The 19,759-nt window shown below is 72.5% G+C and carries 16 protein-coding genes and 1 tRNA gene; 12 read left to right on the forward strand and 5 right to left on the reverse strand.

Annotation, left to right across the window (positions count from 1 at the left end; all coding sequences use genetic code 11):
• Positions 1–309: 309 nt before the first annotated feature.
• The 3 genes from ABTY62_RS18785 to ABTY62_RS18795 all read right to left on the reverse strand — a co-directional run bounded on the left by ABTY62_RS18785 (position 310) and on the right by ABTY62_RS18795 (position 3,402).
• On the reverse strand, positions 310–1,440 hold the full coding sequence (locus ABTY62_RS18785) for a serine hydrolase domain-containing protein (RefSeq protein ID WP_352130541.1): 1,131 nt from the start codon (positions 1,438–1,440) through the stop codon (positions 310–312).
• A gap of 310 nt (positions 1,441–1,750) precedes the next feature.
• Positions 1,751–1,837 (reverse strand) — tRNA-Ser (locus tag ABTY62_RS18790).
• Between the two features lie 44 nt (positions 1,838–1,881).
• Positions 1,882–3,402 carry a S1C family serine protease gene (locus ABTY62_RS18795; protein ID WP_352130542.1) on the reverse strand — a complete coding sequence of 507 codons (1,521 nt, stop codon included), beginning with the start codon at positions 3,400–3,402 and terminating at the stop codon, positions 1,882–1,884.
• A gap of 216 nt (positions 3,403–3,618) precedes the next feature.
• On the opposite strand from ABTY62_RS18795, the gene ABTY62_RS18800 reads away from it, so the two are divergent.
• The 3 genes from ABTY62_RS18800 (at position 3,619) to ABTY62_RS18810 (ending at position 6,306) form a co-directional block, all read left to right on the forward strand.
• Positions 3,619–4,452 (forward strand): glycerophosphodiester phosphodiesterase, encoded by an 834-nt coding sequence (locus ABTY62_RS18800; protein ID WP_352130543.1) that lies wholly within the window; start codon positions 3,619–3,621, stop codon positions 4,450–4,452.
• A 53-nt stretch (positions 4,453–4,505) separates the two neighbouring features.
• Positions 4,506–5,168: an ATP-binding protein gene (locus tag ABTY62_RS18805; protein ID WP_502997479.1), complete on the forward strand. Its 663-nt coding sequence runs from the start codon at positions 4,506–4,508 to the stop codon at positions 5,166–5,168.
• A gap of 169 nt (positions 5,169–5,337) precedes the next feature.
• Complete coding sequence (locus ABTY62_RS18810) at positions 5,338–6,306, forward strand: DUF5926 family protein (protein ID WP_352130748.1); 969 nt, start codon at positions 5,338–5,340, stop codon at positions 6,304–6,306.
• Between the two features lie 568 nt (positions 6,307–6,874).
• Here ABTY62_RS18810 and ABTY62_RS18815 read toward each other — a convergent pair.
• Positions 6,875–7,549, reverse strand: a complete 675-nt coding sequence (locus tag ABTY62_RS18815; protein WP_352130544.1) for a bifunctional DNA primase/polymerase — start codon at positions 7,547–7,549, stop codon at positions 6,875–6,877.
• Positions 7,550–8,128: 579 nt separating this feature from the next.
• Here ABTY62_RS18815 and ABTY62_RS18820 point away from each other — a divergent pair.
• The 3 genes from ABTY62_RS18820 to pdxR all read left to right on the forward strand — a co-directional run bounded on the left by ABTY62_RS18820 (position 8,129) and on the right by pdxR (position 12,917).
• A complete protein-coding gene (locus tag ABTY62_RS18820) occupies positions 8,129–9,637 on the forward strand; it encodes a PP2C family protein-serine/threonine phosphatase (protein ID WP_352130545.1) in 1,509 nt (502 codons plus the stop codon).
• A gap of 139 nt (positions 9,638–9,776) precedes the next feature.
• Complete coding sequence (locus ABTY62_RS18825) at positions 9,777–11,273, forward strand: aminopeptidase P family protein (protein ID WP_352130546.1); 1,497 nt, start codon at positions 9,777–9,779, stop codon at positions 11,271–11,273.
• Positions 11,274–11,360: 87 nt separating this feature from the next.
• Positions 11,361–12,917, forward strand: a complete 1,557-nt coding sequence (gene pdxR, locus ABTY62_RS18830; RefSeq protein ID WP_352130547.1) for a MocR-like pyridoxine biosynthesis transcription factor PdxR — start codon at positions 11,361–11,363, stop codon at positions 12,915–12,917.
• On the opposite strand, the gene ABTY62_RS18835 is transcribed toward pdxR, so the two are convergent.
• Positions 12,883–13,368: an ATP-binding protein gene (locus ABTY62_RS18835; RefSeq protein ID WP_311726069.1), complete on the reverse strand. Its 486-nt coding sequence runs from the start codon at positions 13,366–13,368 to the stop codon at positions 12,883–12,885. The two genes, pdxR and ABTY62_RS18835, sit on opposite strands and share 35 nt — an antisense overlap.
• A gap of 213 nt (positions 13,369–13,581) precedes the next feature.
• Here ABTY62_RS18835 and ABTY62_RS18840 point away from each other — a divergent pair, with 213 nt between their 5' ends.
• The 6 genes from ABTY62_RS18840 (at position 13,582) to efeB (ending at position 19,692) form a co-directional block, all read left to right on the forward strand.
• Positions 13,582–14,373: a hypothetical protein gene (locus ABTY62_RS18840; RefSeq protein ID WP_352130548.1), complete on the forward strand. Its 792-nt coding sequence runs from the start codon at positions 13,582–13,584 to the stop codon at positions 14,371–14,373.
• A 100-nt stretch (positions 14,374–14,473) separates the two neighbouring features.
• On the forward strand, positions 14,474–15,226 hold the full coding sequence (locus ABTY62_RS18845; RefSeq protein ID WP_352130549.1) for a YcnI family copper-binding membrane protein: 753 nt from the start codon (positions 14,474–14,476) through the stop codon (positions 15,224–15,226).
• Positions 15,227–15,323: 97 nt separating this feature from the next.
• The gene (locus ABTY62_RS18850) at positions 15,324–15,986 is read left to right on the forward strand and encodes an SCO family protein (protein WP_352130550.1); all 663 of its coding nucleotides are present in this window, start codon (positions 15,324–15,326) and stop codon (positions 15,984–15,986) included.
• Positions 15,983–16,462 (forward strand): copper chaperone PCu(A)C, encoded by a 480-nt coding sequence (locus tag ABTY62_RS18855; protein ID WP_352130551.1) that lies wholly within the window; start codon positions 15,983–15,985, stop codon positions 16,460–16,462. Before ABTY62_RS18850 ends, ABTY62_RS18855 begins: the two co-directional genes overlap by 4 nt.
• Before the next feature lie 6 nt (positions 16,463–16,468).
• Positions 16,469–18,424 (forward strand): copper resistance CopC/CopD family protein, encoded by a 1,956-nt coding sequence (locus tag ABTY62_RS18860; RefSeq protein WP_352130552.1) that lies wholly within the window; start codon positions 16,469–16,471, stop codon positions 18,422–18,424.
• Entirely contained in the window at positions 18,421–19,692 is a 1,272-nt protein-coding gene (efeB, locus tag ABTY62_RS18865) for an iron uptake transporter deferrochelatase/peroxidase subunit (protein ID WP_352130553.1), read from the forward strand. Before ABTY62_RS18860 ends, efeB begins: the two co-directional genes overlap by 4 nt.
• Positions 19,693–19,759: the final 67 nt, after the last annotated feature.

A 19,759-nucleotide genomic window follows, 5' to 3' on the forward strand; every position in this document is an offset into this window, starting at 1 on the left:
CCCCACTAGGCAAGATTCCGTTGCCCCCAAGGACTTCGGAACCGAACAGCGAATCGCTCTTGACCTTCGGGGGCCGGGAGTCGTGCGACAGCCTCTACAGCTCCTCAAGGTGGTCATAGAACCTCATCCGGGCTGCTCCTATCGTGCGACGCGTCAGGGGGCGACGCGTGCAGCGGTTCTACCAACGGCGGCTGACAACGCGCAGGTGAACCGCGGGTATTGAGGCCGGCCGCCGACAGTCGTCCGATCGCCCGGCCTCCGGCATCGCGCCGCGGCCACCCGCTAGGCCACCCTCGACATCGACACGCTTTATGCCGACGGGCAGAACACCGATTTGAGGGCGTCGGTGATGTGTGACGGCGTGTTCATGCGCTCGGCATCGTCCCCCGATAGCGTCATGGACACGGCGAACTGGAGGCGGCCGTCGGAAGAACTGGCGGTCGAGGCGACGAAGCCGGGGGCGGTGCCCAGGGATCCTGGAGCGAACTCGGGGTCGCCGGCGCACGGGCCGCCGTCGGTCCGCGGCGGCATGCCGGGCGGCGGGCCGGTGAGCAGCTTGCTCAGCGACTCCGGCAGGAGCCTGCCCTGGCGGAGAGCGCGACTGAAGGCGCTGACGTCGCGCGCGGTGGAGACCACGCCGCCGGCGCCGAGCATGATGGTGGCGTTGATCTTGTCGGCATCGTGCAGCGTGCCCGTCTCGTCCATGGCGTAGCCATGCCCGTGCGGGCCCTTGATGCCCTCCCACGGCTTTGTGGGCAGGTAGGTAGCGCGCATTCCGAGCGGGGCGAAGAGCCTCCTGTTGAATTCGGCCGCCAGTGGCCTTCCGGACAGTTTCTCGATGATCATGCCGAGCAGGATGTAGTCGGTGTTGGAGTGGTTGGGGGTCCCGACCTCCACCGGCCGAGGGTTCTTGCGCGAGGCCGCCAGCAGGTCGGTCGGGCTGTAGTTGCGATCGGGGTCCATGGGGTCCGGGCCGAGGAACTCCGGGATGCCCGAGGTCATCTGGATCAGGTTGAGCACCGTGATCTCGTCGGCCCGCTCCACCAGATCCTTTTCCGCCACCTCCGGCAGGACCGCGCTGAGCTTGTCGTCCAGGCTCAACTTGCCCTCATTGACGAGTTGCAGCACCACGGCAGCGGTCATGATCTTCGTCTGCGAGCCGATCCGATAGCGGGCGTTCGACGGGATCGCGCCGCCCTTACCGTCGAGCAGGCGCGACCCGGCCGATCCCTTCCCGATCAGCTTGCCGTCCAGGTACACCTCGCCGATGGCGCCCACCACGTGGCCCGACTTCAGCAAGTCTTCCATCGCCTTCTGCACGCTCCCGACAGTGACGTGGTCGGCGGGCGCCGAGGCGCTGGCAGGCGCGGCCACGCTCAGAGCCAGCGCGGCGCACGCCACCGAGGCGATGCCGACCACGGCCGATCGACGTGAAAACATGAAGTCTCCCTCTGCGGAAGTCCGAAGAACCTGATGTCGAGCCACAGTTCTAGGGCGGCACGTGTTTCCCCGGTGTTAGCCCGACCACGCGGCTACGGCGTGGAGGCTTCGGTCCTGCGCGACGGCCACGTGTCTGCGCCTCAGCCCTGGGCATATCAGTGCAGCGACCACGCGAATCTGGTCCACAGCTGGTCCACACGCGCTGGTCAACGGTGGGATTCGGGCGGCCGGAGCGAGACACCGCCAACGCAGAAGGGGCGCCCTCTCCACGAGGGGCGCCCCTTCTGACCTGGTCGTTCTCTCACCTGGGCGGAGGCTGAGGGATTTGAACCCTCGGTGACATCGCTGCCACGACGGTTTTCAAGACCGTTCCCTTAGGCCGCTCGGGCAAGCCTCCTCGCGCCGGCCCGCCTGGGGTGGCGCGGGGATCAGCCTAGCGCGTCAGCTGTCACCCTTGCGCTGTCCGAGGGTGACCTGGGTGGTGGACTGTTTGCCGTCTCGCTTGTAGGTGATGGTGACCTTGTCGCCCGGCTTGTGGGTCCAGATCTCGCTGATCAGGGTGGGGCCGCTGTCGATCACGGTGTCGTTCAGCTTGACGATGACGTCGCCGGCCTTCAGGCCCGCCTTGGCGGCCGGGCCGCCGGGGACGACCGCCTGGCTGCCGCCGGCGCCGTTGCCTGCGATGGTGGCGCCGTTGCCGGTGTCCTTCATGTTGACCGTGGCCTCGATGACGGGGTAGACGGGCTCGCCGGTCCTTATCAGCTGCTGGGCGACGTTCCTGGCCTGGTTGATGGGGATGGCGAAGCCGAGGCCGATGCTGCCGGACTGCTGGGTCTCGCCGCCGAGGCCGCCGCCGTTGCCCGCGGACTGGATGGCGGAGTTGATGCCGATGACGCCGCCGTCCGCGTTCAGCAGCGGGCCGCCGGAGTTGCCGGGGTTGATGGAGGCGTCGGTCTGTAGTGCGCTCATGTAGGAGGCGTTGCCCCCGCCGCCGTCGCTGGAGGCGACCGGGCGGTTCTTGGCGCTGACGATGCCGGTGGTGACGGTGCCGGAGAGGCCGAAGGGCGCGCCGATGGCGACGGTGGCATCGCCGACGACGACCTTGTCGGAGTCGCCGAGCGGGAGGGGGGTGAGCTTGGCGCCGGAGGCGTTCTTCAGCTTGATGACGGCGACGTCGTAGCCCTGGGCCCGGCCGACGACCTCGGCGGTGTACCGCTTGCCGTTGGAGAAGGTGGCGGTGAGCTTGCCGTTGTCGGCGGCGGAGGCGACGACGTGGTTGTTGGTGAGGATGTGGCCCTGCTTGTCGTAGACGAAGCCGGTGCCGGTGCCGCCCTCGCCGTTGCTGCTCTCGGCTTCGATGGTGACCACGCTCGGCAGGGCCTTGCCCGCGATGTCGGACACCGAGCCGGGGGCGCGGCTGTCCGCCTTCGGGTTGCCGAGGGCCGAGATGGTGGTGGAGTCGCCGCTGTCCTGCCGGTCGGCGGCCCAGTAGCCGATGCCGCCGCCGATGCCTCCGGCGACCAGCACGGCGGCCAGGAGGGCGGCCACGAGCCCGCCGGAGCGCTTGCTGGACGGGGGGTCGGACGGCAGGGCGGGAGTGTCCCCCCAGGGAGCGCCGGGGGCGCCGGGGGCGCCCGGCCCGCCGGGGGCGCCGTCCTGCGCCTTGCCGGCGTCTTCGGGCCACCAGGCCGCGTCGGGGAGGGGCCGGTCGGCCCCGGAGGCGTCGGCGACGGCCGGAGGCGTGGCGGGCGGTGGCGCGACGGTCGGCGTCGCGGGCAGGTTGGCCCCGGCCGCCGGCTCCCCCGGCGGGCCTATGGGCGCGTCCGGGGCGGCCGGGGCGGCGCCCACCGCCGGCTTGAAGTCGGGCGCCGGGGGCACGGCGGGGTCGGGGTGCGGCGCCGGAGGGGCCGGACGCGGCCCGGCCTCAGGCGGAATGGCAGCGCCCTCGTTCTCGGTGCTCACAGCTCTCTCCTCATGTGCACGACAGTTTTCTTCGACGGCCCACGCTTGCGGATGTGCGACGTAAGCTTTTCCCACCGCGCGTCAGACCGCTGTAAGGAGCGGAGACCCCGTGGGCTACCACCCTTTATCCCGGACAAAACGAACCGCCGCCAATCCGCACGGCGGCGGACGGGACCTCCCGCGACGCCCGAAGCCAGGCGGTGGCACCATAACGCGGTGACCTATGAGCGCCCGGACCGGGACATCCGCCCCGGTCCGCACACCCCCGCCGTCGTGGCCCACCGCGGCGCCTCCCAGGACGCCCCCGAGCACACCCTGGCGGCATACCGCCGGGCCATCGAGGACGGCGCCGACGCGCTCGAATGCGATGTCCGGATGACCGCGGACGGGCACCTGGTCTGCGTCCACGACCGCCGCGTCAACCGCACCTCCAACGGCCGGGGCGCCGTCTCCGCGCTCGAGCTGGCCGATCTCGCCGCCCTGGACTTCGGCTCCTGGAAAGGGCAGGCGGGCGACAAGGAGGCGCCGGACCGCGACAGCCGCGACAGCACCGCGGTCCTCACCCTCGAACGGCTCCTGGAACTCGTCGCCGACGCCGGGCGCCGCGTCGAGCTGGCCATCGAGACCAAGCACCCGACCCGGTGGGCCGGGCAGATCGAGGAGCGGCTGCTCACCCTGCTCCGCCGCTACGGCCTGGACGCCCCGCCGCCCGGCGAGCCCCCGTCCGTGCGCGTCATGAGCTTCTCGGCGCGCTCGCTGCACCGGGTGCGCGCCGCGGCGCCCGCGGTCCCCACCGTCTATCTGATGCAGTTCCTGCTGCCGCGCCACCGGGACGGCGCGCTGCCGCGCGGAGTGCGCATCGCGGGACCGAGCATCCGGATCGTACGCAATCACCCCGACTATGTGGCACGGCTGCACCGCGCGGGGCACCGAGTGCACGTATGGACCGTGGACGATCCGGCGGACGTCGAGCTGTGCGCCCGCCTGGGGGTCGACGCCGTGATTACGAACCGCCCCAAACAGGTACTGTCGCAACTCGGACGCTCATAATGGGCATTACAAGGCGTGCACCGGCGCGTTCGGTACGTATTCGATCGTGACGAGTGCGTCACCAGATGCCACATGGCCTGTTTCTGCTCCAGCCCCGCGGGGCATCCATCCCGTGGCGTGGGGCTAAGGAGGTCTCGGGGGTGGCGTTGGTGGTGGCACGGCAGGTGCCGACGTCTTCGACCATGGCCGTACCCCATGGTCCTGCGGGCGTAGGTGCGGCACGGCACCGGATGCGTGACGAGTTGAGCAGGACTGGGGTACCGGATTCGGTCACAGACGACGCGGTGCTGATTCTCTCGGAATTGCTCAGCAACGCGTGGCGGCATGGCCGGCCGCTGCGCTCCGACCATGGCCATGAGACCGTCCGGGTGGCCTGGCATATCGACGAGTACGCCCGGCTGACCGTCGAAGTGACCGACGGCGGTGGCCCGACAAGGCCAGTTCCGGCCAATCCCTCCATCACCGCGCGCGGCGGTCGCGGGCTCAACATCATCACGTCGCTCGCCGAGGACTGGGGGGTGCGGGACGGCACCGGGGAAGTGACCGTATGGGCGTCGCTGCCCGCCCATGAGGATCTCCGCAGGCGCGTCACCCTCCTCTCGGGGCTCGACCCCGACCCCGAGCTTGATCCCGACCTCGATCCGAACCTCGATCCCGACCTCGACCGCGGCCTCGGTTCCGACCTCGGCTTCGCCGATCTGGACGAGCGCGCCTAGGGCGCGCGACCGGCCTCGCCGACGGGGTTCGCCGACTGGGTTCGGCCAAAGGGCTAGGCTCCCGCCCGTACCAGTCGTACGGGCCGTGCGGAGCGACCGCGGCCCTGCGAGAAGCACCGCGGCCGTGACCACGAAGCGACGCGCCGCACGATCGGGAGACTGCCACGCCATGGGCAAGAAGCGCCGCCCCCAGACGACGAAGGCCGGACCGCGGGTCACGAGCGCGGAGATCCCCGTGGTGGGGGCGCGCGAGCCCTGCCCGTGCGGCTCCGGCCGCCGCTACAAGGCCTGCCACGGCCGGGAGGCGGCGCACGCCGTCACCGAGCTGGTGCACCGCCCCTTCGAGGGGCTGCCCGGCGAGTGCGACTGGGTCGCGCTGCGCGAGCTCGTCCCCGCCGCGACCATCGAGCTCAAGCTCGCCGAAGGGCTGCCCGAGGACGTCCCGTCCGTGACCCTCGCGACCGTGCTGCCCATGGCCTGGCCGGCGCTGCGCCGCGACAACGGCGCCGTCATGCTCGGCCTCCAGAACGACACGGCCTCCGGCGACATCAGCCGCGACCTGGCCGACACCCTCCAGCGCGCCCTGACCGCCGAGCCGGGGACGCCGGTGGCCGCCGAACGGGTCTCCGGCGAGGGTCCGCGGCTCCAGGATCTACTCGATCCGAAGGGCGGTTTTTCGCCGACCCTGCACGAGGGGTTCGAGTTCTGGCTCGAGGACGCCGCGAGCGCCACCGGTGAGGTCGCCGCATCCCTCGAACGGGCCAACGCCGCCGCCATCCCGACCGCCCGGCTCGCCGGCGTCGAGGCCGCCTACTGGTGCCGGACGCCGGAGAAGAACCACCTGCGCTGGGTGATGTCCCACCCGGAGGAGCAGCTGCTCGACGCCCTGGCGCGGCTGCACGCCGCGGGCGCCTCCTCCCTCGGTGAAGGCACCCGGCTGGTCGGCTCCTTCCGGGCGCACGGCCTCACGGTCCCGGTGTGGGACCTGCCCGGCGAGATGGGCGCGGAGGACGTGGAGAAGCCCGCCGAGGCGTTCGCGGAGCGGCTCGCCGAGGCGCTGGCCTCGGACGCTCCGCTGACCGCCGAGCAGCGGCGGGCGCGCGGCGGGCTCACCAACCGTCAGGTGACGCTCAGCTGACGGTCATACCGGGCTCAAATGCGGGGAACCGTACGCGTGACACTGCTCACAACTCACCGCTACGCCCTGCAATTACGCGTCCGGAAATCCGCGATCGAATTTGCGAACCGCCGATCTCTTGTTACGGTTTTAAAAGCCCGGTCGCTGGTGCATCCCCCGTCGCCAGCGACCGGGCGCTTCCATGTCCGCCCCGCATCCGCCCCGCACCCGCGTCCCGTACGGGCCGGGCGGCGTACGGGCAGGGCGAGGGTGAGGGTTCCGCCGAGGGCGGCCAACGCACCCCGCGGTCTACGAAGTTGAGTCCCCTGCGCGGGGCCGCCGCAGACCGTCCCCGTCGCAACCGCAACCGCCACGAAGGCACACACGGCCGTCTCCGCGCCGTGGGCGGCCTCCAGGCCACCGGGACCCCAGGGCGGGCGTGCACGGCGCCCCACGGCCCTCTCCCGCGATCTGAGGGCAGCCGCGGAGCCGGGGGCACCGGACCCAACACGCCGACACCCGCCCCCAACGCGTCGGGGCCCGCGGCGCACGTCACGCGCCGGGGCCCCGCACACACGCCTCCGCGAGGTCAGTAGGCCAGCCTGCTGCCTCCGTCGGGCGCGCTGGTGCTCGCCTCGACCAGCGCGTCCACCACTGTGGAGACCTCGGGCAGCCACGGCCGCCCGCCGCGGCGCAGCGGGGCCCGCTCCCAGCGCACCCCGCCCGAGCCGAGCTGCGAGGGGGGCAGCGCCAGATAGCCGCCCTCGCCGTGGAACCGCAGCGAGCTGGGCACCCAGTCCTGGTGGTAGAGCAGGTCGCCGAGTTCTTCGAGGGAGTACGGAGCCACCAGCAGCGCCCAGCGGGTGGACGTGGCGATCACTGGGCCGAGCCGCACGCCGGACCGCTCACAGGCGGCCAGCGCCCGCATGCCGGCGACCGCGGGCAGGCTCACCGCACACGGGCCGCGCCCTCCGGTGGCGAGCAGGACGGGCGCGGTCGGGCGGTTCGCCCACCACCAGCGCACCATGCGCGGGTCGGTGGTCGCCGCGAGGAGGACCGGGTCGAAGGGGTGGCCGCCGGGCACCGCGCAGTCCGGCTGCGGGCATCCGCACGCACGCGGCCGTCCGCCGCCGGGCGTCAGGCCCACGCCGGGGAGTACGGGCCACTGCCACTCGGTGGCGCAGGTGAGCGCCGCACGGAGCAGCGGCGACCGCGCACCGCGCCGCAGCGAGAACTTGCGTCGCCTTCCGAGGATCTCGCGCATGAGCGCTCGTTCCTTTCCGTTAACGCCGAGGGCTGTTCCGTCGCACTACATGGACATGGCACTTCGCATGGCACTACGTGGCGCTGTCCGGCATTGTTCGGCCCGTCACACCACGTGGATCACAAGTCACTGCGCGTACAAGGCAGCGCATCACGCCGCAGGCCGAGCGTGGAACGTGGCGAGGGGTGGCGCGCACATGGCGCTTGCCGCCTTCTTTAGTGCGCTTCCTCGCCACTCGGGGATGGGCGCCGGCCGTTGCCGTCTATGACGCCTGGACCGGCCACGGGGTTCCGGGGCGGTCCCAACTGCCCCTGCCCTTCTCCGAATGTGTACCCGCCGCGATGGAGACGACGCGCTGTCGAATGACGCCAGTCGACCCTAAATCGGCAACGCAACTACCTCTTTTCAGCCAAGTTCAATTCCGCACAGACACCAACAAGACCACCGGGACAATGCTGGACATCGCCTCTCCGGTGCGTGTACATGTGGAGACAGTAGCGGCACCTTAGCGGCGCAGCACGACAGGGGGTTTGCGATGCGATCGAGCAAGCCGGAGGCCGCGTGCGAAGGCGGCGGGCCATGAGCTCGCCCCACCTGCCGAAAGTGGCCGGAATCGATCCTTCACTACCCGCCCCCACACACACTTCCGACCCCGTCACGCCGCCCACCGCCTCCGAATCCGCCACCGCCGCCGTCTCCGGTCCCGCCCTTCAGGACCATCTCGCCCGGTGGGTCTCGGACCTGACCACCCTCCACGAACTCACCGAGCGGCTCGCCCTCACGGGCACGCTGGACGACGCGCTGCACGAACTCCTGCGCGCCGGAGCCGCGCTCGTGGGCGCCCGGCGCGGGCTGGTCGCACTGGAACCGGCCGACGGGCTCGGCCCGGTCACCACCGTCGGCCTCGGCCTCGGGCGCGCCGACCTCGGCCATATCGAGACACTCCCGCGCGGTTCCGCGTCGGCCGGCCACCTCCTGGACGGGCTGCCCGAGCCGGACGGCGAGCCGCGGCCCGGCGTCGCGCACCCCGACATCCCGGGCGAGGCCGAACTCGACCCGCGCCACCGCGAAGTCGCCGCCCGCCTCGGCTACTCCGCGAGCTACGCCGTGGCGCTCGACCCGCTCGCCGGCCCCGGCACCGCCTCGAAGAGCCCCACGGGCGCCGGGGGACCCACCGGACGGCTCGGCGCGGCGGCCTGGCTGTACGACGAACCGGCCGAGCCCGCCGAGCGCCAGCGCCACCTGGTGGGCCTGTACTGCCGCTACGCCGCCGCGCACATCGCCCGGCTGGTCGAGCTCACCCGCGCCCGCGCCACCGTCGCCACCGTTCAGGAGGAGCTGCTGCCCACGCGGCTGCCCCGGATCCCCGGGGTCCGCCTCGCCGTGCGCCACCGCGCGGCTCCCCTCGGGGGCGGAGACTGGTACGACGCGCTGCCGCTGCCCGACGGCGCGCTCGGCCTCTCCGTCGGCGGGGTGACCGGTTCCGGACCCAGCGCGATCGCCGCCATGGGGCGGCTGCGGGCCTCCCTGCGCGCGTACGCCGTGATGGAGGGCGAGGATCCGGTGGCCGTGCTCTCCGACCTCGAACTGCTGCTGCGGCTGACCGAGCCCGCCCGCTCCGCGACCGCCCTCTTCGCCTACTACGAGCCCCTGCCGCGCAAGGTCGTCATGGCCGGGGCCGGCCACTGCCCGCCGCTGATCACCGGCGAGCGGCGCACCGAGTTCGTGGAGACCGCCCTGTCCGCGCCGCTGGGCATGCTCTCCTGCTGGGAGGCGCCCAGCGTGGAGCTCGAACCCGCCCATGGAGAAACGCTCCTCTTCTACAGCGACGGGCTGCTCCACCGCACGGGAGAGCCCATGGACCGGGCCTTCGCGCGGCTGCACACGGCCGCCGCGAGCGCCCCCAGGGCCGTACGGCACGATCCGGACGGCTTCGCGGACCACGTGCTGCGCACGGTCCTCCCCGGAGCTGGAGCCGGAGCCAGAGCCGGAAGCGGGGCCGGAGCCGGAAGCGGGGCGGGCGGGGGCGCGAGCGCCGCCGACGACTGCGCGGAGGACGTCGTCCTGCTCGTCGCCCACTTCGACTGACCGCGCGTGAACGGCGATGAACGGCGATGAATCCCGAGAACTCCGACCGGTCATCGAGTGACAAAAAGACTGAAATCCTCTTTGACCGGCAATCGACGGTAGATCAGGCACGTCCCGGCCGTCATACCCCGCGCCTACCATGGACACGGTCCAACGCGAGGAGGATGACGTGACCGAGGAGCCCACCTCCGAGGCCCTGGAGACCCCAGAGGCCGCGGAGCAGCCCATCAAGCAGCGGAAGAACGGCCTTTACTCAGGCGTTTCCGACGAGCTGGCCGAGAACATGCAGTCGGGCTGGGCCGACACCGAGCTGCACGGCCTGGAGCCCATCGAGCAGGCGCCCCACACCGCCCGCCGCCGCGCCGCGCTCTCCGCGCGGTTCCCCGGCGAGCGGCTGGTCATTCCCGCGGGCAACCTCCGCACCCGCTCCAACGACACCGAGTACGACTTCCGGGCCGCCACGGAGTACGCGTACCTCACCGGCGACCAGACGCATGACGGCGTCCTGGTCCTGGAGCCGGACGGCCCCGGGGGCCACACCGCGACCATCTATCTGCTGCCCCGCTCCAACCGGGAGAACGGCGAGTTCTGGCTGGACGGCCAGGGCGAGCTGTGGGTCGGCCGCCGCCACAGCCTCGCCGAGGCCGAGCAGCTGCTGGGCCTGCCCGCCAAGGACGTGCGCAAGCTCGCCGACGAGCTGCGGGCCGCGACCGGCCCGGTGCGCATCGTGCGCGGCCACGACGCCGGTCTCGAGGCGGCCCTGACGGACAAGGTCACCGCCGAGCGCGACGCGGAGCTGCGCACGTTCCTCAGCGAGCAGCGGCTGGTCAAGGACGAGTTCGAGATCGGCCAGCTCCAGGCGGCCGTCGACTCGACCGTGCGCGGCTTCGAGGACGTGGTCAAGGTCCTCGACAAGGCCGAGGCCACCTCCGAGCGCTACATCGAGGGCACGTTCTTCCTGCGCGCCCGCGTCGAGGGCAACCACGTCGGCTACGCCTCCATCTGCGCCGCCGGCCCGCACGCCACCACGCTCCACTGGGTGCGCAACGACGGCCCCGTCCGCTCCGGGGAGCTGCTGCTCCTTGACGCGGGTGTGGAGACCCCCACCCTCTACACCGCCGACGTGACCCGCACGATGCCGGTCAGCGGCCGCTTCACGCCGCTTCAGCGCAAGATCTACGACGCGGTGTACGAGGCGCAGGAGGCGGGCATCGCGGCGGTCAAGCCGGGCGCGAAATACCTCGACTTCCATGACGCCGCCCAGCGGGTCCTCACCGCGAGGCTGGTCGAGTGGGGCCTGATCGAGGGCCCGGTCGAGCGCGTCCTGGAGCTCGGCCTCCAGCGCCGCTGGACGCTGCACGGCACCGGCCACATGCTCGGCATGGACGTCCACGACTGCGCCGTGGCCCGCCGGGAGGCGTACGCGGAGGGCACCCTGGAGCCCGGCATGTGCCTCACGGTCGAGCCCGGCCTGTACTTCCAGGCCGACGACCTGACGGTCCCCGAGGAGTACCGGGGCATCGGGGTCCGCATCGAGGACGACATCCTCGTCACGGAGGACGGCAACCGGAACCTCTCGGCCGCGCTTCCCCGCACCTCCGACGACGTCGAGGCGTGGATGGCGGCGCTTCTTTAGGCCGTTCTTCAGGCGCTTCTTCAGGCCCTTCTTCAGGCCCTGAAGAGCCGAGCTTGGGAGAAGAGACCCGGGGTATCGTCGGTCGCCGTGGCGGAATCCTGGGTCAATCCGGCGGCGGCCCTCGGCAGTGATCTCCATCTGGAGCCGGCCAAGGCGGGCAGCCGCCGGGCGGCGTTGGCGGGGGCGCTGCGCGAGGCCATCCGCGACGGCCGGCTCGCCCCCGGCACCCGGCTGCCGCCGTACCGGTCCCTCGCCGCCGACCTCGGCCTGGCGCGCAACACCGTGGCCGGCGCCTACGCCGAGCTGGTCGCCGAGGGCTGGCTCACCGCCCGCCAGGGCTCCGGCACCCGCGTCGCGCCCCGGGCCGCACCGCCCCCGCCCAGGCGGACCAAGCCTCAAAAAGAGGGCGGCGCCCGGGGGCGGGGCGGGGGCCGCGCGGCCGTGGGCTTCGGCTCGGCGCCCGTGCGGCGCGCCCGGAGCGCGCCCGCGCGTCCTCCCGAGCCCGTCCACAATCTGCTGCAAGGCCAGCCCGACGCCGCGTCCTTCCCCCGTTCCGCCTGGCTGGCCTCCGCCCGCCGCGCCCTGACCGCCGCGCCCAACGAGGCCTTCGGCCCCGGCGATCCGCACGGCCGCCCGGAGCTGCGCCGCGCGCTGGCCGGCTATCTGGCCCGCGCCCGGGGCGTGCGCACCGACGCGGACCGGATCGTCATCTGCTCCGGGTACGCCCACGCGCTGCGGCTGCTGGCCGGGACGGCGGCGGTGCGCGGCACGGCGGCCGTGGAGGCGTACGGCCTCGGCTTCCACCGCTCGCTGCTCGCCGCCGCCGGGATCCGTACCGTGCCGCTGTCGCTGGACGCGGACGGCGCCCGCACCGAGGAGCTGGCCTCGCTCCAGGGCGTACGGACCGTCCTGCTCACGCCCGCCCACCAGTTCCCCACCGGCGGGCCCCTGCACCCCCTGCGGCGGGCGGCCGCCGTCGACTGGGCGCGCGCCCGCGGCGGGCTGGTCCTGGAGGACGACTACGACGGCGAGTTCCGCTACGACCGCAAGCCCGTGGGCGCCGTCCAGGGCCTGGACCCCGGGCATGTCCTCTACGTGGGGTCGGTCAGCAAGAGCCTGACCCCGGCCCTGCGGCTGGGCTGGATGGTGCTGCCCGACCACCTCGTGGACGAGGTCCTGGCCGCCAAGGGGGAGCGGGAGGCGTGGGTGAGCGCGCTCGACCAGCTCACCCTCGCCGACTTCATCGAGTCGGGCGGATACGACCGGCACATCCGCACCATGCGCCAGCGCTACCGGCGCCGCCGGGACCAGCTGGTCGCCGCCCTCGCCGAACGCGCCCCGCACATCCGCGTCAGCGGCGTCGCGGCGGGACTGCACGCGGTGCTGGAGCTGCCGGAGGGCACCGAGCGGTCCGCCGTCCAGGCCGCCGCCTGGCAGGGGCTCGCCCTGGAGGGCCTGGCCGGCTACCGCCATCCGGACGCGGCGGGACCGCCCCGCGACGGCCTGGTCGTCGGCTACGCCACCCCGCCCGACCACGCCTTCGCGGGCGCGCTGGACGCGCTGTGCCGCGGGCTGCCGCCCGACCTCTCGGCCAACCTGGAGGGGGCTGTCACACCCCCGTCAGGGAGTCCTCGCGCCACTTGAGGATCTTGTCGAAGCTGACCACCACGCCGCCGCGCCCCGGGCGGTCGCGGTAGCGGACGTGGTCGGTCAGCGCCTCGATCAAAAAGAGCCCTCGCCCGTGCTCTGCCTGGGCGGGGGCCGGCTGTCTCGCGGCGGGGTGGGGCTGCGGGGCCTTGGCCCAGTCCCCCGGACCGGCGGGGACGGGGCGGCGGTGGAAGCCCGGCCCGGAGTCGGTGACCTCGATGCGGCAGGTGTCGCCGTCGATGAAGGTCGTGACTCTGTAGTCCCCGTCGGCGCCGTCCGCGCCGCCGTGCTCGACCGCGTTGGCGCAGGCCTCGGAGAGGGCGACCGACAGGTCGTAGGAGATCTCGGGATCGACCCCGGCCGTCTCCATGGTGCCGAGGAGCAGGCGCCGGGCGAGCGGAACGCTCGCCGCCTCACGCGGCAGATGGAGTGACCACCAAATGCTCATACTCCAGCCTCCCGGCCACGGCTCGACATACCGTTACGTATTGCCTGCGTCCATGGTCCGTAAGCGTCCGATTGACGTGACTCCCCTCATTCGGCGGAAGCGCATATTCCATATCGCGGTGTATGGAGCGGCGCATGGAGCTGTCCAGGTGTGCGGCGGTACGCCCCACCCGCCGTGGGGGAATTCGGGGCCCAGTGGGATGATGGCGCGGCCATGTCTGCCCCCCACGGACGCGCCGGAGCCGATCTGCGGATACTGCGGGCCGCGGTGTTCACCGCGGTCTGCGTCGTGCTGTCCGCGGGCGGACACATGCTCGGCTCCTGCACGACCGTGCCGCTGTGGACGCTCGGCGCGGGCTGCGCGGTGCTGTTCGCGACGGTGGCGCCGCTGGCCGGGCGGGAGCGGTCGCTGCCCGGGATCGCCGTGGTCCTGGGCGTGGGCCAGCTCGCGCTCCACGCCGTCTTCGCGCTCGGGCAGCGCACCACCCAGCAGACCCCGGCAACGGGCGGCTCCGAGGGCGGGGTGACCGCCATGGCCGGCCGGCTGCTGTGCGGCTCGGGCCCCGTCCGGCTGGACGCCGCCACGGCGCACCGGATCGTCACCCACGCCGGGATCGACCCCGCCACGGTGGGCTCCGCGCCGTCCCGGCCGGGCCCCGGGGCCATGCACCTGGACACCCTGCTGCCGTCGCTGCCGATGGCGCTGGGGCATCTGCTCGCCGCCCTCGCCGTCGGCTGGCTGCTGCGCCGCGGCGAGGTGGCCGTGTGGCGGGCGGTGCGGCTGTCGGCGGACGGGGCGCGCGGGGTCGCGGAAGCCGCGCTCGTACGGGCGCTGCGCGCCGCGCTGCGGCTGATCCGGGCGCTGCGCGCCGGCCAGGACGAGCCGCTCGGCGCCTCCGTGCGCCGGCCGCGCACACCCGAACGGGACGAGTGCGCGGCCGAGACCCTCGTACTCCAGCACAGTGTGATCAGGCGGGGCCCGCCGCGCTTCGACCTCGCGGCCTGACCGACGCGGCGCACTCCGGCGGGACCGGGGGCGTTCGCGCTGTCGCCGCACGCGCGCCACCCCCAAATCCCGATTCATTCCTGCCATGGAGTGTTTTGTCATGAACGCCATGCGTCTTCGCCGTCTCCGCCGTCTTCCGATGGCCTGCGGCATCGCCGCCGGAGCACTGGTGCTGTTCGCCGCCACCCCCGCCTTCGCGCACGTCAGCGTGCAGCCGGGCCAGGCCGAGCAGGGCGGCTACAGCACGATCGCCTTCAAGGTGCCCAACGAGAAGGACGACGCCTCGACCGTCAAGCTCGAGGTCACCCTGCCCGCCGACCACCCGCTGGCCTCGGTGATGGCGCAGCCGGTGCCCGGCTGGGACGTGAAGCTCACCAAGACCAAGCTCGCCAAGCCGGTCGAGGTGCACGGCGAGAAGGTCACCGAGGCGGTCACCAAGGTCACCTGGAGCGGCGGCAAGATCGAGCCGGGCACCTTCCAGCAGTTCCCGCTGTCGGTCGGCGCACTGCCCGACGACGCCGACCAACTGGTCTTCAAGGCCCTCCAGACGTACGACGACAAGGAGGTCGTGCGCTGGATCGAGGCGCCCAAGGAGGGTGCGCCGGAGCCCGAGAACCCGGCGCCCGTCCTCAAGCTCGTCAAGCCGGCCGAGGGCTCCGACGGCCATGGCGGCGGCACCCAGAACGCGAAGGCCGAGGCCGACGGCGCCACCGAGAAGACCGCCTCCGCGTCGAGCGATGACGGCGGCGACAACAGCGACACCACCGCCCGTGTGCTGGGCATCGTGGGCATCGTCGTCGGCGTCGCCGGCGTGGCTTTCGGCGTGCTCGCCGGCCGCCGTCGCAACGCCTGATCCCGACCCCGCACCGAGGGGCCCGAGGGGGTGGTGGGCGCGCATGCCCGCCACCCCCGCACCACCGATCCACCCGCATCTTTTGGAGAACGACTCCATGCGCAGCACCACATACCTGGGCGCGGCCCTCGTCACCGCCACCGCTCTCACCCTGACCGCCTGCGGCGGCTCCGGCGGCGACGGCGACCAGACCGAGAAGGCCGCCGATGTCTCCGGCGGCAGCAAGCCCGGCCAGGCGATCGTCCTCGACGAGCCCAAGGCCAAGCCCGATCTCGTCCTGACCGACACGGACGGCAAGAAGTACGACCTGCTGAAGGAGACCAAGGGCAAGCCCACCCTGATCTACTTCGGCTACACCTACTGCCCGGACGTCTGCTCGCTGGTCATGAGCAACATCGGCCTCGCGGAGCAGAAGCTCCCCAAGGCCGAGCGCGACAAGCTCCAGGTCGTCTTCGTCACCACCGACCCCGAGCGGGACACCCCCAAGCGCATGCGCTCCTGGCTGGACGGCCAGGGCGGTCAGGACTTCACCGCGCTGACCGGCGACTTCGACACCATCCAGGCCGCCGCGCGGCCGCTGGGCATCCTCGTCGAGAAGCCGAAGAAGGAGAAGGACGGCAGCATCACCGTCAACCACGGCGCCGAGGTGATCGCCTTCTCCCCCAAGGACGACAAGAACCACTGGCTCTACACCACCGAGACCACGGCCGACCAGTACGTCAAGGACCTGCCGAAGATCATCAAGGGGCAGAACCCGTGACCGGGACGGCGACCGGCGCGCGGCGGACGGCCGCCGCCGCGCTGGTCCTCACCCTGTCCGCCGCCCTCGCGGCCTGCGGCGGCAAGGACGGTGGTGGCGGCGGCGACCGGCCGAAGCTGTCGGTCAGCGGCGCGTACGTGCCCCAGCCCCCGACCCGGGACATGGCCGCGGGCTATGTGACGGTGACCAACAAGGGCGGCGGCGCCGACGAGCTGACCTCCGTCACCACTTCGCTCGCCGGCGAAGTCACCATGCACACCACCACCGGCACCCGGATGAAGCAGGTGCGGTCGCTGAAGATCCCGGCCAATGGCGAGCTGCGGCTGGCCACCGGCGGAGATCATCTGATGCTGACAAATCTGACCCGCAAGCCGAACGTCGGTGACAAGGTCGGTTTCACCCTGCATTTCGCCTCTTCCGACCCCATCGAGATCAAGGTCCCGGTCGAGCCGACGACGTACCGCCCCAAGGACTGACGCCCGATGCCCTCGCTGCCCCCCTCCCTGATCAGGACGACCAGGCTGACCGGGCCGTCCAGGCCGACCGCCAGGCGACTGCTGTCGGTCTTCGGCGCCCTGCTCGCCGCGCTGCTGTGCGCGCTCAGCTTCGGCGCGTCCTCCGCGTCGGCGCACGCCGCGCTCACGGAGACCGACCCCGCGGACGGCGCGGTGGTCAAGGCCGCGCCGTCGGTGGTGCGGCTCACCTTCTCGGAGGGGGTGCTGCTGTCCGGCGACTCCGTGCGCGTCCTGGACCCGAAGGGCAATCGGGTGGACACCGGCAAACCCGCCCATGTGGGCGGCAAGTCGTCCACGGCCGGCGTCGCGCTGCACGCCGGGCTGCCCGACGGCACGTTCACGGTGGCCTGGAAGGTGGTCTCGGAGGACAGCCACCCGGTGGCCGGGGCGTTCACCTTCTCCATCGGCGCGCCGTCCAAGACGAAGGCCAAGGTGCCCTCGGCGGCGGGCCCCGACGAGACGGTCGAGACGCTGTACGACATCGGGCGGTACGTCGCCTACGGCGGCTTCACGGTGCTGGTCGGCGGCTGTGTCTTCGCCGGGCTGTGCCGCTCCTCGCGGCCGGTCCAGAAGCTCACCGTCGGCGGCTGGGTGGCCCTCTTCTCCGCGACCCTGCTGCTGTTGCTGCTGCGCGGCCCGTACACCGACGGCAAGGGCATCGGCGGGGTCTTCGACCTCGGCGGCCTGAGCGATGTGCTGTCCACCAAGGCGGGCGCGGCGCTGCTGTCGCGGCTGATGCTGCTCGGGGCGGCGGCGCTCTTCCTGGCCGTGCTCTTCGGCTCGTACGCGCGCCGCGCGGCGGACGAGGACCAGGGGCGGCGCCAGGACCTGGCCTTCGGGCTCGCCTTCGGCGGCACCGTCGTCTCGGTGGGCATCGCCGCGACCTGGGCGATGGCCGAGCACGCCTCGGTCGGCATCCAGTCCACCGTCGCGATGCCGGTCGACGTGGTCCACCTGCTCGCCGTGGGCGTGTGGCTGGGCGGCCTGGCGGCGCTCGTGGCCACGCTGCGCGCGGGGGAGCCGATCGGGCGGACGGCCGTGCGCCGCTTCTCGCGGCTGGCCTTCGGCTCGGTCGTCGTACTGACCCTCACCGGCCTCTACCAGTCGTGGCGGCAGGTCGGCTCCTGGGACGCGCTGACCGGCACCGAGTACGGGCGCTGGCTGCTCGTCAAGGTCGGCCTCGTGGCGGTGCTCGTCGCCATCGCCTCCGTCTCGCGCCGCTGGACGGGCCGCCTCACGGACGAGGAGGCGACGGCGAGCGGTGACGAAGCCGAGGCCGAGGAAGAGAAAGAAGAGGAAGAGGCCAAGGACACGGAAGAGGCTGCCGCCGCCGACCCCGTGCGCACCGCCCAGCTCGCCCGCCAGAAGGCGGCGGTCTCCAAAGCCGCCACCCTCCGCAAGCGCCACGGCGACCTCACACGCGGCTCGCTCTACCGCTCCGTACTCGCGGAGACGGTCGTGGCCGTCGTGCTGCTCGCCGTCGCCACGGTGCTCAGCACGACCCAGCCCGGCCGGGCCGCGAGCGCCGTCGCGAGCGCGAAGTCCGGCGGCGCGGCCGTGGACACCACCCCGGCCGTCGACCCGATCAGCGTCGAGATCCCGTACAACACGGGGCCCAAGAGCGGCCGCGGCAAGGCGATCTTCATGCTGGACCCGGCCCTCCCCGGCGACAACCTGATCCATGTCTTCACCTTCGACCTGGCCGACCGGCCTGTGGACGCGGAGGAGGCGAAGGTGACCCTGACGCTCCCGAAGGAGAACATCGGCCCGCTGACCGTGCCGCTGGAGCACGTCGCCACCGGCCACTGGAGCGCGAAGAGCTTCCAGCTGCCCATGGGCGGCACCTGGCGGCTCGCCCTGACCGTACGGACCTCCGACATCGACCAGGTGACGGAGACCAGGACCCTGAAGATCGGCCAATGAGCACGACCCCGAAAACCCAGCACACCCCCGGCACCCAGCCGGAACCCTCGTCCCCGATCTCCCGGCGCCGCCTGCTGGGCACGGCCGGCGCCGTCGGCGCGGCCGGGCTCGTCGCGGGCGGCGCGGCCGGGGCGTACGCCGGCGAGTCGGTACGCACCGACCCCGACCCGCTCAGCTCCGTCGGCTCGACCACCGTGCCCTTCCACGGCGAGCGCCAGGCCGGCATCACCACCCCCCTCCAGGCGCACGGCCATGTGGTCGCCCTCGACCTGGCGCCCGGCGCGAACCGCAAGGCGGCCGCCGCGCTGCTGCGCCGCTGGTCGAAGACGGCCGAGGAGCTGACCGCGGGCAAGGCCCCGGCGAACGACACGGGCATCGCGCTGGACGCGGGCCCGGCGTCGCTCACCGTCACCTTCGGCTTCGGCCGTACCTTCTTCGGCAAGGTGGGGCTGGGCGACCGGCTGCCGGAGGCGCTGGCCCCGCTCCCCGACTTCTCCGCAGACGTGCTCGACCCGAAGCGCAGCAACGGCGATCTGTGGCTCCAGATCGGCGCGAACGACGGGCTGGTCGCCTTCCACGCGCTGCGCGCGCTCCAGCGCGAGGCCGGGGAGACGGCCCGGGTGCGCTGGCAGATGAACGGCTTCAACCGGACGCCCGGCGCGACCTCCCGCCCCATGACCGCCCGCAACCTCATGGGGCAGGTCGACGGCACCAACAACCCCAAGCCCACGGACGACGACTTCGACCAGCGGATCTTCGTCTCCGCGCAGGGGAAGCCGGACTGGATGGCGGGCGGCTCGTACGCGGTGGTGCGGCGGATCCGGATGCTCCTCGACTCCTGGGACCACCTCTCCCCGGAGCGGCAGGAGCGGGTGATAGGCCGCCGCAAGTCGGACGGGGCCCCGCTGTCCGGCGGCACCGAGACCACACCGGTCCAGCTGGACAAGGTGAACGCGGACGGGTCGCTGGCCATCGCCGGCGACGCGCACGTACGGGTCGCCGCGCCCGTCTCGAACCAGGGCGCTGCGATGCTGCGCCGCCCGTTCTCGTACCACGACGGCTTCCGCGCGGACGGCGCGCCGGACGCGGGGCTGCTGTTCATCGCCTGGCAGGCGGATCCGATGAAGGGCTTCGTACCGGTGCAGCGGAAGCTGGACCGGGGCGACGGGCTGTCGCGCTTTCTGCGGCACGAGGCGAGCGCGCTTTTCGCGGTGCCGGGCGGCTGCGCCCCGGGCGAGTACGTCGGTCAGGCACTCTTGGAAGGGTGAACCACGGCGTCAGGGGCCGGACGCTGGGTATCGTTGCGGTTCTCGTCCGTTCCAGGGAGTCAGCGTG

The sequence above is a fragment of the Streptomyces sp. NPDC097640 genome (assembly GCF_040302705.1).
In the GTDB taxonomy this organism is placed as follows: Bacteria; Actinomycetota; Actinomycetes; order Streptomycetales; family Streptomycetaceae; genus Streptomyces.

Excerpts from the sequence above, each read along its gene's own strand:
- ABTY62_RS18810 (WP_352130748.1), top strand. The coding sequence starts at position 5,338 with ATGGGCAAGAAGCGCCGCCCCCAGACGACGAAGGCCGGACCGCGGGTC.
- ABTY62_RS18820 (WP_352130545.1), top strand. The coding sequence starts at position 8,129 with ATGAGCTCGCCCCACCTGCCGAAAGTGGCCGGAATCGATCCTTCACTA.
- efeB (WP_352130553.1), top strand. The coding sequence starts at position 18,421 with ATGAGCACGACCCCGAAAACCCAGCACACCCCCGGCACCCAGCCGGAA.
- ABTY62_RS18840 (WP_352130548.1), top strand. The coding sequence starts at position 13,582 with ATGTCTGCCCCCCACGGACGCGCCGGAGCCGATCTGCGGATACTGCGG.
- ABTY62_RS18845 (WP_352130549.1), top strand. The coding sequence starts at position 14,474 with ATGAACGCCATGCGTCTTCGCCGTCTCCGCCGTCTTCCGATGGCCTGC.
- ABTY62_RS18850 (WP_352130550.1), top strand. The coding sequence starts at position 15,324 with ATGCGCAGCACCACATACCTGGGCGCGGCCCTCGTCACCGCCACCGCT.
- ABTY62_RS18815 (WP_352130544.1), bottom strand. The coding sequence starts at position 7,549 with ATGCGCGAGATCCTCGGAAGGCGACGCAAGTTCTCGCTGCGGCGCGGT.
- ABTY62_RS18835 (WP_311726069.1), bottom strand. The coding sequence starts at position 13,368 with ATGAGCATTTGGTGGTCACTCCATCTGCCGCGTGAGGCGGCGAGCGTT.
- ABTY62_RS18825 (WP_352130546.1), top strand. The coding sequence starts at position 9,777 with ATGGACACGGTCCAACGCGAGGAGGATGACGTGACCGAGGAGCCCACC.
- ABTY62_RS18785 (WP_352130541.1), bottom strand. The coding sequence starts at position 1,440 with ATGTTTTCACGTCGATCGGCCGTGGTCGGCATCGCCTCGGTGGCGTGC.
- ABTY62_RS18860 (WP_352130552.1), top strand. The coding sequence starts at position 16,469 with ATGCCCTCGCTGCCCCCCTCCCTGATCAGGACGACCAGGCTGACCGGG.